Below are 12,090 nucleotides of genomic sequence, written 5' to 3' on the forward strand. Positions count from 1 at the left end.
TCAGCGCCCGCGCTTGCCGAAGCGCACCGCGTCCAGCAGCACGAACACCAGCGGCCACAGGCCCATGCCCAGCAGCGGCGCCCACCAGTACGACCACGGCAACGTCGGCTCGCCCACCAGGATGTGGACCAGCGCGCTGACGATGCGGTCGTTGAACAGCAGGCCGCCGATGGCCAGCATCTGCTGTGACATCGGGAAGAAGCGGATGCGGGCACGGAAGCGCTGCAGGATGAAGGCCAGCATCACCAGCCGCAGCGCCTGTTCACCGAGAACGCCGCCGTATAGCAGGTCGGCGATCACGCCACTGGCGAAGGCGACGCCCAGGCCGACGCGTTCGGGCGCTTCGATCACCCAGTACGCCAGTACCAGCGCCAGCCAGTACGGGCGCAGCGGCTGCAGCAGCGCCGGCAGCGGCAGCAGGCCCAGCAGCAGCGCCACCACCAGGCTGGCCGGCAGCACCCACGGGTTGTCGCGCAGGCGGCTCATCGTTGGGCCTCCGGCGTGGTCGGTTGCCGGCCAGCGGCCGGCACTACCGTGGACCCGGCTGGGGGAAAGCCCCCCTCTTGTTGAGGGGGGCGCGCCGAAGGCGCGGGGGTAAGGTGGGATGCGGGGGCAACAGTCCTCGTTTGCAACGAGGGCTGTTGCCGGCCAGCGGCCGGCACTACCGGAGCACTGGCCGGAGCCGGCGTCGTTGTGGCTGGCGCAGGCGCGGTGGCACCCGTGGCCGGGCCGCCCGGCGCGGTGGCTTCCAGCTGCAGGCGCAGTTCCGGCGGAATCCGGATCGCCGCGCCCGGGCGCAGCAGCAGCACGTCGCGGCCGCGGTCGAGCTGGGCCGCCGGCTTCAGTTCGCCGACCAGGAAGGCATGGGTATCGTCCGGACGCAGGCCGGTGATGGTGCCGACCGGGAAGCCGGCCGGGAAGCGGCCACCCAGACCGGAAGTCACGATCTCATCGCCCACTTCCACACCAGCGCTGAGCGGAATGTCGCGCAGTTCCAGTTTGTCGCCGCGGCCGTAGACGATCAGGCGCACGCCGTTGCGGGCCACGGTGACCGGTACCGCGTGGTCGGGGTCGGTCAGCAGCAGCACGGTGGAGGTGCCGCCGGTGACGCTGATCACCTGGCCCATCAGGCCGCCGGCATCGATCACCGCCTGCCCGACATGCACGCCTTCGCGGCTGCCGGCGTCGAGCACCAGCCGCTGCTTCACCGGGTCCAGGTCGATGTCCAGCACCGGTGCCAGCTGCACATCCAGGCCACTGCGCTCGGCCACGTTCAGCAGTTCGCGCAGCTGGGCGTTGTCCAGCGCGGCGGTCTGCAGGCGGGTCAGGCGCGCGTTGGCCAGCAGCAGCTGGTTGCGCAGTTCACGATTCTCGTTGACCAGCTGGCCATGGCTGGCCGCCGAATCCTTGACCTGGTTGCCGAGCTTGCCCGGCAGGCCCGCCAGCGCCCACACCGGCTGCACCAGGCTGTTGGCCTGCCCGCGCAGCTGCGCGAGCCAGCCGGCCTGGTCGTCAAGCACGATCAGGGTGATGGCCAGTGCGAGATAAGCCAGCAGCCGCAAGGGGCTGGCGGCATCACCGGATCGGGAAGCGACGGGAGGTCCGGCGTAGGGCGGCACGGCAACGATTCAACTGGCAGAAGGCGGAAGGGAAACACGCGGGCGCCCCGCCGGTGCCGGCCCACCCTCATGGCGGGCCGCACCCCGGAGGGGCGCTGCGGGCGCAGGCAGCCGGGACGGCTTACTCCGGCGCAAAGAACTCGTTGCCGTGCATATCGACCAGCTCCAGCGCACGGCCACCGCCGCGGGCCACGCAGGTCAGCGGATCGTCGGCCACCTGCACGTGCAGGCCGGTTTCCTCGGAGATCAGGCGGTCCAGGTCGCGCAGCAGGGCGCCACCACCGGTCAGCACGATGCCGCGCTCGGCGACGTCGGCGCACAGTTCCGGCGGGGTCTGCTCCAGCGCCAGCTTGACCGCGCTGACGATGCCCGACAGCGGCTCGTGCAGGGCCTCGAGCACCTCGTTGGAGCTGATCTTGATCATCTTCGGCACGCCCTCGGCGAGGTTGCGGCCGGAGATTTCCATCTCGATCACTTCCGCCTGCGGGTAGGCGCAGCCCAGCTCGACCTTGATGCGCTCGGCGGTGGCTTCACCGATCAGCATGCCGTGGTTGCGGCGCACGTAGTTGGTGATGGACTCGTCGAAGCGGTCGCCGCCGATGCGGACCGACGCCGAATAGACGATGCCGTTGAGCGAGATCACCGCCACTTCGGTGGTGCCGCCGCCGATGTCGATGACCATCGAGCCACGGGCTTCGGTCACCGGCATGCCGGCGCCGATCGCCGCGGCCATCGGCTCTTCGATCAGGAACACGTCACGGGCGCCGGCTTCCTCGGCCGATTCCTTGATCGCGCGGCGCTCGACCTGGGTCGAGCCGGCCGGCACGCAGACCAGCACGCGCGGGCTCGGGCGCAGCACGCGCGACTTGTGCACCTTCTTGATGAAGTGCTTGAGCATCGCCTCGGTGTAGGTGAAGTCGGCAATGACGCCATCCTTCATCGGGCGGATGGTGGTGATGTGGCCCGGGGTACGGCCCAGCATCTGCTTGGCCTCGGCGCCTACGGCTGCCACCGAACGGGTGCCGCCAATGGCACGGTCCTGACGCACGGCCACGACCGACGGCTCGTTCAGCACGATCCCCTGCCCGCGCACGTAGATGAGGGTGTTGGCCGTGCCCAGGTCGATGGACAGGTCGTTGGAGAACATGCCACGGAGTTTCTTGAACATCTGAGGAAGGAGTCCTGAGGGGTGTCGTGCCCGCCGCGGGATGGCGAAAAAATGGGCAGAAATCGAGGCCGACAAGCCTAGCAACCCGCCTGCCGCCGAGCAAGGAAAAAACTAGCTGAACCCGCGTCTTCACAGGCTTTCGGCCTGATCCGGTCTCACCCGGTTCTGGCCCTGAGCGGCACCAGCGGGTAACCTTTGCGCCGTCGGGCGCCCAAGGGCGCCGTTTGCTTGCCCGCTGAACCGGGCCGGCCCATCCCAAAATTCACCGCATAGGCTTACATCGATGTCCGCTCTGATCTGTGGTTCTCTTGCCTTCGACACCATCATGGTGTTCCCGGACCAGTTCAAGAATCACATCCTGCCGGACAAGGTGCACATCCTGAACGTGTCCTTCCTGGTGCCGCGCATGCGCCGCGAGTTCGGTGGCTGCGCCGGCAACATCGCCTACAACCTGCACCTGCTGGGCGGCCAGCCGATCCCGATGGGCACCGTGGGTTCGGACTTCGGCCCGTACCGCGAATACTTCGAAGGCCTGGGCATCGACCTGACCCGCGTGCGCGTGATCGATGAGCTGTTCACTCCGCAGGCGTTCATCACCACCGACCACGACAACAACCAGATCACCGCCTTCCATCCGGGCGCGATGATGCGCTCCTACGAGAACCACGTGCGTGGCGTGCCGGGCGTGACCCTGGGCCTGGTCGGCCCGGACGGCCGCGAGGGCATGATCCAGAACGCGCAGGAGTTCCACGAGGACGGCATCCCGTTCATCTTCGACCCGGGCCAGGCCATGCCGCTGTTCAACGGCCCGGAGCTGCGTGCCTTCATCGACCAGGCCGACTACGTGGTGGTCAACGACTACGAGTCGAATCTGCTGCAGGAACGCACCGGCTGGGACGAAAAGGAGATCGTCAGCCGGGTCAAGGCCTACATCACCACGCGCGGCCCGAAGGGCGCGGTCATCCACACCCCGGAAAAGAGCTACGACATCCCGCCGGCGCACGAGCGCCGCGTGGTCGACCCGACCGGCTGTGGCGACGCCTTCCGTGCCGGCCTGATCTACGGCATCCAGAAGGGCTACGACTGGCTGACCATCGGCCGCATGGGCAACCTGATGGGCGCGCTGAAGGTCGAACACCCCGGCACCCAGAACCAGCGCTTCACCTTCGATGAGTTCAACGAGCAGTTCAAGCAGCAATTTGGCTACGCGCTTAGCGCGTAACCAAATTGCCCGCGCATTCCACCTTATCCCCGCGCCTTCGGCGCGCCCCCTTGAACAACAAGGGGGCTTTCCACCCGATGCGCTACCGGGAATGCTGTTGGTAGGTGTCGACCTTGGTCGACACGCTTTACCCTGGTAGGTGTCGACCCGGGTCGACACTGCCGGCCAGCGGCCGGCACTACCCCTTCTGCAGCCATGCGGCCAACAGGTCGCGGCAGTCGGCGAAATGCCAGTCGGTGCAGTCCGGCCATGGGTTTTCCGGCAGGTTGACCAGCACGGTGTGGGTGCCCGCAGCGCGGCCGCACTCCAGATCGTAGGCGTGGTCCCCGACCATCACCGCCTGCCCGGCGGAAACGCCCCAGCGCCGCAGGTGCTGCTGCAGGCCATCCGGTGAAGGCTTGGGCACGGCTTCATCGCGGCCGATGATGTCGGCATCGTCGAACAGTTCGCCGACTCCGATCGCCTCCAGCGTCAGCTTCGCCAGCGCGTGGTCGTTGCGGGTCAGGATGCCCAGCCGACAGCCTGCGGCCGCCAGCGCGCGCAGCAGCTTCACCGCGCCCGGCGCCGGCAGTGCGTCCTCGGCCAGCGCGCGTTCGTGATCCAGCAGCCACTCGCGCTTGGCCCGTGCCGGTGCGTCCGGTAGCGCGGCGATATGGTCGAGGATGTCTTCCTCGGCGGCGATCTGCAGCGTGCGGCGGATCGCCGCGAAGTCATGCACGGCTACCGTCAGCGTGCCGTCCATGTCGAACACCCAGTGCCGGATCGCGGACAACGCGTGCACTGCGCTGCCCGTTGCGATCATCACTGCCACCACTGCGGCATGCGGCTGGCGTCGACACCGCCGGTTTCGAACACGGCCGTGCGCGTGCCGCCGGCCTTGACCGGGAACTCGATGCTGATCGACTTGCCCTTGCGCGCCAGCTTCCACAGCGCCTTCTGGTCGGTGATGAACATCGCAATGGCTTCATCGGTCTTTGGCCGCCAGGCGGCCATCGACACCGGCTTGCCGTCGTCCACGGTCACTTTCACCGTGCACTGCGGGCAGCGGAAATCGCCGGCCTGCAGCACCAGGTAGGCGTGCCGCTTCCATTCCGGGTGATCGCGGAACACCAGCTGCACCGGCTTGGCACCGCTGCCATCCACGTCCACCCGTTCCTTGCTGTAGATCTGGGCAGAGACCTGGTTGCCCTTGTTGCCCACCGGAATCTGGTTGTACTGCCACAGCGCCTGCATGCGGCGCAGGTCGCGCGCGGCGTCGCCCTTGGCCTTGACCTCATCGAAGCCGGCGGCGATCCGCTCGGCCGCGGCGGTGTCCTTGTACTGGTCCAGCAGCGAAGCGCCATGCAGGCGTGCGCGTTCCCAGTCCTGCGCGGCCACGGCCATGTCGTACTGCTTGGCGACGTCCTCGGCCTTGGCTTCCTTCTGCGCCTGCACAGCGGCCGCGGCGGCTTCCTGCGCCTTGCGCTCTTCCTCGGGGTTGCTGCAGGCGGCCAGGGCCAGGGTGCAGGCGGTGAGCAGGATCAGTCGTTTCATGCGGAGGTCCTTGGTGTTTTCGCATTCTTGTAGAGTCGAGCCATGCTCGACTGCTGTTGAAGAGCCAGTCGAGCATGGCTCGACTCTACAAAAAAGCGCCGGGGGGTGCCCGGCGCTTTCTGCTTACTTGGCTTCGGCCTTGGCCAGCATGTCCTGCACCGAGGCGGTGGTGATCGGGTGGTAGCCCGGCTTGGCCTTCTCGAAGGCCTGCTTGGCCAGCTCCAGCCCCTTCGGGGTCTTCACCAGTTCAGCGTAGATCGGCATGATCAGCTTGCGACGGCCGACGCGCTCGATGAATGCAGCGGCCCCTTCGTTGGCCTGCTCGTAACCGCTGCGGATCGCCAGCGGATACCAGCGCATGGCGATCTCGCCATTCGGGGTACCGGTGAAGTGGAACGCCTTGTCCAGCGTGGCCAGCTTGTCCAGCGGCTGGGTGGCGCCCAGGCCGTCGATGAAGCGCACCCATTCCTGCGTGCTCCAGTCGGCGATGACCTGGCTGCTCGGCACGGTGCCGGCGCTGGCGAAGGCGATCCGCGCGGTATCGACGCTGCTGAAGTTGCGCGACTGCGCCTTGACCGCGAACGCCGGGATGCCCGGCTCGTCCAGCCAGGCCTTCAGTTCAGCCTCGGTCACTGCCGACGGATTCTTCGGCAGCAGGTTCTTCTTCAGGTACTCGACGAACTGGTCGGTGTTCGCGCTCTGGAAGGCGTGGTCATCGAACCAGCCACGCAGGAACGGATCAAAGGTCTCGCGGCCGAAGCGCTGTTCCAGGAACTCCAGGAACCACGAACCCTTGACGTAGGCGACCTGGCTGAGGGCTTCGTCGGGGTCACGCTCGTTCAGCGGCGGCAGCGCCAGCGCCTGGTCGGCCGGGCTCATGTCCTTCACTTCGGCCAGCAGGTCGGTCTGGTCGATCTGCTTCTCCATCTCGGCCATCTCCTTGCCGTACAGGGCTTCGGTGATGCGGCCCTGGACGTAGGTGGTGAAGCCTTCATTGAGCCAGATGTCCTTCCAGCTGGCGTTGGTCACCAGGTTGCCCGACCAGCTGTGCGCCAGTTCGTGGGCGACCAGCGACACCAGCGACTTGTCGCCGACGATCACGGTCGGGGTGGCGAAGGTCAGGCGCGGGTTCTCCATGCCACCGAACGGGAACGACGGCGGCAGCACCAGCATGTCGTAGCGGCCCCAGCGGTATTCGCCGTACAGCTTCTCGGCGGCACCGATCATCTTCTCGGTGTCTTCGAATTCCTTGGCGGCCTTGTTGACCATGGTCGGCTCGGCCCAGACGCCGGAGCGGCCGGAGATCGGCTCGAACACCAGGTCGCCGGCGGCGATGGCCAACAGGTACGACGGAATCGGCTGCGGCATCTTGAAGGTGTAGTCACCGTCACGCGCGGCCTTCGGATCGTTGTCGGCGCTCATCAGCACCATCACGTCCGGGCGCGAGACCACGTGCGCGCTGTAGGTGAAGCGCACGCTCGGGGTGTCCTGCAGCGGCACCCAGGAACGGGCGTGGATGGCCTGCGACTGGCTGAACATGAAGGGCAGCTTCTTGCCCTCGGTCATCGACGGCGCCAGCCACTGCAGGCCCGAAGCGGTCGGTGCGGTGTGGTAGGTCACTTCCACCTTGGCCGGCTGCTCCGGGGCTTCGATAGTCAGCTTGCTGCCGAACACCTTGTCAGCGGCGGCCAGCTCGAACTTCAGCGGGCTGCGCGCGCCATCGGCGGCGACGGCCTCGACCTTGGACACGCTCAGCTCGCGGGTGTCGAGCACCAGCTGCTTGGCGTCCTTCTGCTTCCATTCCAGGGTGTAGGTGGCGGTGCCGCCGATCTGCTTCTGGTCGAAGTCCAGCTTCAGATCCAGCGCGATGTCCTTGATGACGACCTTGTCCGGCTCGGCGTACGAGCTTTCGTCGTGGCTGCGGTTCTCGGCGTTCACGGGGGCGGCGGGGGCCTTTGCGGCAGTCGGGGCGGCGGCGGGCGCGGCCGCCTCCTGGGAGCAGCCGGCGGCCAGGGCCACGGCCAGCGGAAGGAGCATCAGCGGATTACGCATGAATCGGGACCGTTACGGGGATCAGACCCCCAATGGTACCTCCCTCCGGCCGCGCAGGCGTTGCGCGGTGCGGGGTAATGGCGGGTGGGGCCGACCCTGCGCCTCCGGCGCATGCCAACCAAGGTTGGCATCTACAGGTGGGTGCCAACCTTGGCTGGCACGGATCTTTCATCGCTCGCGGCAGGCCCGTGCCGACCAAGGTCGGCACCCACCAGAGCGGATGATCGCGGCCGGGGCGTGCCAACCAAGGTTGGCACCTACCAAGGCACGACTTACAGCTTGTAGCCGGAATGGATCGAGACGATGCCGCCGGTCAGGTTCTTGTAGTGGCAGCGCTCGAAACCGGCCTGCCCCATCATCGCCTTCAGTTCGTCCTGCGGCGGGTGCTTGCGGATGCTCTCGGCCAGGTACTGGTAGCTGTCCGAATCGTTGGCGAACAGCTTGCCCAGCTTGGGCAGGATCCGGAACGAATGGAAGTCGTAGATCGGCTTGAACCAGTCGGCGGTGACTTCGGAGAACTCCAGCACGCGGGCCTGGCCGCCCACCTTCAGCACGCGATACATCTCGCGCAGGCCGGCGTCCTTGTCGGTCACGTTGCGCAGGCCGAAGGCGATGGTGACCAGATCGAAGCTGTTGTCCGGGAACGGCAGGGCCTCTGCGTTGCACTGCACGTAGTCCAGGCCGAGCACCAGGCCGCGGTTGGTCAGGCGGTCACGGCCGACCGACAGCATGCCGGCGTTGATGTCGCCCAGCACCACCGAGCCTTCGGCGCCCACGCGCTCCTTCAGCAGGGCGGCGATGTCGCCGGTGCCACCGGCCAGGTCAAGCACGCGATCACCCGGCTTCACCTGCGCGGTCGCCACGTAGTAGCGCTTCCACGCCCGGTGCACGCCCAGGCTCATCAGGTCGTTCATCAGGTCGTAGTTGCGCGCGACCGACGTGAACACCTGGCCGACCAGCTTCTGCTTGTCCTTGGCGGCGACGTCGCGGAACCCGAAATGGGTGGTACCGGCTTTGTAGGGGGATTCGCTCATGGCCCCGATTATCGCACCGCCGGGAGCCAGCGGCACCCCCTGCCCGTATCATGGCGGGCCACGACTTACCGGAGCCCCGCATGATCACCACGCCCGACTACCAGGCCCTGCTGCAGACCGCCATCGCCGAAGCCCGCCAGGGCCTGGCCGAAGGCGGCGTGCCGATCGGCGCGGCGCTGTACCACAACGACGGCCGCCTGCTCGGCTGTGGCCACAACCGACGCGTGCAGGAAGGCGACCCTTCCGTGCACGGCGAGACCGACGCGTTCCGCAAGGCCGGCCGCCAGCGCCGCTACCAGGACACCATCATGGTCACCACCCTGGCCCCGTGCTGGTACTGCTCGGGGCTGGTGCGCCAGTTCAACATCGGCACGGTGGTGGTGGGCGAATCGCGTACCTTCCAGGGCGGCATCGACTGGCTGCGCGAAAACGGCGTCAACGTGATCGATCTCGACAGCCAGGAATGCGTCGATCTGCTCGGCGGCTTTATTGCGCAGCATCCTGAGATCTGGAACGAAGACATCGGCGAATGAGCACCGCGCAGCGTACTGTTGAACCTGCTTAATGAACGCTTCAGTGCTGGCACGCCCTAGTGCCGGCAGCGTTTGCGGCGATTGCTGTGAACCCGTGCACAGTCAGCTGGACTGCCTGCACACGCTGCGGTAACACCCCACCCGCGCAGGGCGCCTAGGGTGGGGTTACCGGGACTTCCTTCCCCGGCGGAGCCAGCCATGTGCGCGCACGCCGTACGCCCCACGCCCGACCCGATCCTCGCCGCCATCCGCACGCGCCTGCAGCAGCAGTTCGCGCTGCATCAGCGTGGCGCCCTGTTCTGGACGGCCTACCAGGGCCTGCAGCTGGAACTGGTACAAGGCCGTCCGCTCGACCACGAGCGCCTGTGCAACGCAATGGCCGACATGGCCGAAGAAATGGGCGCGGTCGAGCATGCGCAACTGATCGGCAATCGCAACGCTGGCTGCACATCTCCCTGACGCGGCATCCACTGCCGCTCAGGCCACACTGCGATGAACCCCCACTCCCATCCACTTCAACCGATTGGATCGACATGCACGCTGAAGTTCCCACCATTCCCCCGGTCATCAACGTAGACGCCGAGCTTGACCACTGGCGTCGCCAGCATGCCGACGGCGCACTGCCGCACAATTCGTTCGGCTCGTACGTACCGTGGATCAAGTTCGCCTGCGATTCGCTGATCACCCAGCCGCGCGCCAGCAATGCGCAGCGCGACGAGATGTTCCAGACCCAGTACGCCCTGCAGATCATGCCGCGCCTGAGTGAAGCCCAGGCCCGCGAGTTCGTCGACCGCTGCTGGCAGCATGTCTACCAGACCAGCCGGGTGCGCCTGCAGGACGCTCCGCGCCTGCGCGCCTGAGCTGCACGGCCCCTGCACAAGGCACTGCCGATCATCCTCGTCACCTGAGTGGGACGACGACGATGAAAGCAAGAAACCTGTTCAATACGATCGCCAAGAAGGCCGCGGCCGCCACCGGTTCGCCGTGGACCTTCCTGGCTGCGGTCGCGATCGTGGTGATCTGGGGCATCAGTGGCCCGCTGTTCGGTTTCAACGACACCTGGCAGCTGGTGATCAACACCGGCACCACCATCATCACCTTCCTGATGGTGTTCCTGATCCAGCACACGCAGAACTCGGACACCGCGGCGATGCAGATCAAGCTCGACGAGCTGATCCGCGCGACGGCCGAGGCCAACAACGAGCTGCTCGACCTGGAAGAGCTGGACGAAGAGCGACTGGAAGAGATTCGCCGCGAGTACGAGCGCATGGCGCGCGAAGCCGGCGACGCGCTGGCACGAGTGCGTGCCTGCCATGCCACCCGCCGCGACGATGAGGCGGTGTAGCAGGCCCTGGAATGACAATGCCGGCCAGCGGCCGGCACTCCCACCGATGATCGAGGTAGGTGCCAACCTTGGTTGGCACAGGGCCAGCCGCCTGCGCTGACGCATTCGTGCCAACCTAGGTTGGCACCTACCAGAAGCGCTGCTTATCCGCGCTCGTGCCAGCCGCCGCCCAGCACCTTGTACAACGTGATGCGGTTGGCCTGCTGGGCCAGCTGCGCCTGCAGCTGCGTCTGCTGCGCGTTGTAGGCGGTACGCCGTGCATCGAGCAGGGTGACGAAGCTGTCCAGGCCGGCGTCGTAGCGCGCCTGTGACAGGCGGTTGGCCTGTTCGGCCGCATCCACCAGGCGCTGCTGTGCACTCACCTGCTCATCCAGGCTGACATTCAGCGCCAGCGCGTCGGCGGTTTCGCGGAAGCCGACCTGGATCGATTTCTCGTACTGCGCCAGCGCGATATCGCGGTCGGCGTTGGCAATGGCCAGGTTGGCGCGCAGCTTGCCGCCCTGGAAGATCGGCAGGGTGATCTTCGGCAGGAAGCTCCACACGCGGGTGCCGCTGTCGAACAGGTTGGACAGTTCGCTCGAACCACTGCCGATGCTGCCGGTCAGCGAGATGCTCGGGAAGAACGCCGCGCGCGCCGCGCCGATGTTGGCGTTGGCGGCCAGCAGCTGGTGTTCGGCGGCCATGATATCCGGGCGCTGCAGCAGCACGTCGCTGGGCAGGCCGGCCGGCGGCGGTGCCAGCGCCAGCAGCTGCGGCTCGATGCTGTCCGGCAGCAGTGATGCATCCAGCTGACCACCGGCCAGCAGTGCCAGCGCGTTGCGGTCCTGGGCCAGCTGCCCACGCAGGCGTGCGGCATCGGTGCGCGCGGTTTCCACCAGCGTACGGGTCTGGGTCAGTTCCAGTGCCGAACTGCCGCCGCGCTCATGGCGGGCTTCGGCCAGGCGCAGCGAATCCTCGTAGGTCTTCAGCGTGGCATCGGCGATCTTCAGCCGCTGTGCGTCGGCACCATAGGTCAGCCACGCCGTGGCGGTCTCGGCCACCAGGCTCAGCTGCGCATTGCGGCGATTGGCCGCCACAGCGAAGTACTGCTGCAGCGCCGCCTCGCTGAGGTTGCGCACGCGGCCGAACAGGTCGAGCTCGAACTCGGCCACGCCCACGCCCGCGGTGAACTGTTCGGTGACGCCGGCGTCGGTGCCCTGGCGCTGCATCTGGCCGGTGACGGCCACGCCGGGTACGCGGTCGGCGCGCTGCACGCGGTACTGGCCGCGTGCGCGTTCCACGTTGAGCACGGCCACGCGCAGGTCGCGGTTGTTCTGCAGCGACTGGTCGATCACCTGCTGCAGGCGCGCGTCGGTGAAGAAGTCGCGCCAGCCGACGGCGGCAACATCGGCCACCTGGCCCTGCGTGGCCTCGGCCGGCCACTGCGCCGGAATGGCCGGCGCGACGGCGGTGTCCTTCGGCACCAGGGTGGAGCAGCCGGCCAGCGCAAGCGCGGCGGCAATGGAAAGGAACAGGGATGCACTTTTCATGGGATGACTTCCATCGGTACTGCCGGATGGCAGGAGGTCATGCCGGCCAGTGGCC

The 12,090-nt window shown here is 67.2% G+C and carries 13 protein-coding genes; 5 read left to right on the plus strand and 8 right to left on the minus strand.

What is annotated here, in order from left to right; all coding sequences use genetic code 11:
- The 3 genes from mreD to VN11_RS18685 all read right to left on the minus strand — a co-directional run bounded on the left by mreD (position 1) and on the right by VN11_RS18685 (position 2,787).
- On the minus strand, positions 1 to 486 hold the full coding sequence (gene mreD / locus VN11_RS18675; RefSeq protein ID WP_008265483.1) for a rod shape-determining protein MreD: 486 nt from the start codon (positions 484 to 486) through the stop codon (positions 1 to 3).
- Complete coding sequence (gene mreC, locus VN11_RS18680) at positions 483 to 1,619, minus strand: rod shape-determining protein MreC (protein ID WP_053450828.1); 1,137 nt, start codon at positions 1,617 to 1,619, stop codon at positions 483 to 485. The genes mreD and mreC overlap by 4 nt, the downstream gene beginning before the upstream one ends.
- Before the next feature lie 121 nt (positions 1,620 to 1,740).
- Positions 1,741 to 2,787 carry a rod shape-determining protein gene (locus tag VN11_RS18685; protein WP_005419402.1) on the minus strand — a complete coding sequence of 349 codons (1,047 nt, stop codon included), beginning with the start codon at positions 2,785 to 2,787 and terminating at the stop codon, positions 1,741 to 1,743.
- Between the two features lie 283 nt (positions 2,788 to 3,070).
- On the opposite strand from VN11_RS18685, the gene VN11_RS18690 reads away from it, so the two are divergent.
- Complete coding sequence (locus VN11_RS18690) at positions 3,071 to 4,009, plus strand: carbohydrate kinase family protein (RefSeq protein WP_053450829.1); 939 nt, start codon at positions 3,071 to 3,073, stop codon at positions 4,007 to 4,009.
- A gap of 178 nt (positions 4,010 to 4,187) precedes the next feature.
- Here VN11_RS18690 and VN11_RS18695 read toward each other — a convergent pair whose 3' ends face one another.
- The 4 genes from VN11_RS18695 to ubiE form a co-directional block, all read right to left on the minus strand.
- Positions 4,188 to 4,811, minus strand: coding sequence for an HAD family hydrolase (locus VN11_RS18695; protein ID WP_053451382.1), 624 nt, complete (start codon positions 4,809 to 4,811; stop codon positions 4,188 to 4,190).
- Complete coding sequence (locus VN11_RS18700; protein ID WP_053450830.1) at positions 4,811 to 5,542, minus strand: hypothetical protein; 732 nt, start codon at positions 5,540 to 5,542, stop codon at positions 4,811 to 4,813. The genes VN11_RS18695 and VN11_RS18700 overlap by 1 nt, the downstream gene beginning before the upstream one ends.
- Before the next feature lie 123 nt (positions 5,543 to 5,665).
- Positions 5,666 to 7,594, minus strand: a complete 1,929-nt coding sequence (locus VN11_RS18705; protein ID WP_053450831.1) for a M1 family metallopeptidase — start codon at positions 7,592 to 7,594, stop codon at positions 5,666 to 5,668.
- A gap of 272 nt (positions 7,595 to 7,866) precedes the next feature.
- Positions 7,867 to 8,628 (minus strand): bifunctional demethylmenaquinone methyltransferase/2-methoxy-6-polyprenyl-1,4-benzoquinol methylase UbiE, encoded by a 762-nt coding sequence (ubiE, locus tag VN11_RS18710; RefSeq protein ID WP_006471026.1) that lies wholly within the window; start codon positions 8,626 to 8,628, stop codon positions 7,867 to 7,869.
- 80 nt (positions 8,629 to 8,708) lie between these two features.
- Between ubiE and VN11_RS18715 the strand changes: the two genes are divergently transcribed.
- From VN11_RS18715 to VN11_RS18730, 4 genes are all read left to right on the plus strand, one after another.
- Positions 8,709 to 9,161: a nucleoside deaminase gene (locus VN11_RS18715; protein ID WP_005411083.1), complete on the plus strand. Its 453-nt coding sequence runs from the start codon at positions 8,709 to 8,711 to the stop codon at positions 9,159 to 9,161.
- Positions 9,162 to 9,359: 198 nt separating this feature from the next.
- Positions 9,360 to 9,620, plus strand: coding sequence for a hypothetical protein (locus tag VN11_RS18720; protein ID WP_053450832.1), 261 nt, complete (start codon positions 9,360 to 9,362; stop codon positions 9,618 to 9,620).
- A 74-nt stretch (positions 9,621 to 9,694) separates the two neighbouring features.
- Positions 9,695 to 10,021 carry a hypothetical protein gene (locus VN11_RS18725; protein ID WP_008266057.1) on the plus strand — a complete coding sequence of 109 codons (327 nt, stop codon included), beginning with the start codon at positions 9,695 to 9,697 and terminating at the stop codon, positions 10,019 to 10,021.
- A gap of 62 nt (positions 10,022 to 10,083) precedes the next feature.
- Entirely contained in the window at positions 10,084 to 10,506 is a 423-nt protein-coding gene (locus VN11_RS18730; RefSeq protein ID WP_008267004.1) for a low affinity iron permease family protein, read from the plus strand.
- A gap of 143 nt (positions 10,507 to 10,649) precedes the next feature.
- Here VN11_RS18730 and smeF read toward each other — a convergent pair whose 3' ends face one another.
- A complete protein-coding gene (smeF, locus tag VN11_RS18735; RefSeq protein WP_053450833.1) occupies positions 10,650 to 12,035 on the minus strand; it encodes a multidrug efflux RND transporter outer membrane subunit SmeF in 1,386 nt (461 codons plus the stop codon).
- Positions 12,036 to 12,090: the final 55 nt, after the last annotated feature.

Origin of the sequence: Stenotrophomonas maltophilia (assembly GCF_001274595.1) — a bacterium.
Classification (GTDB): Bacteria; Pseudomonadota; Gammaproteobacteria; order Xanthomonadales; family Xanthomonadaceae; genus Stenotrophomonas; species Stenotrophomonas forensis.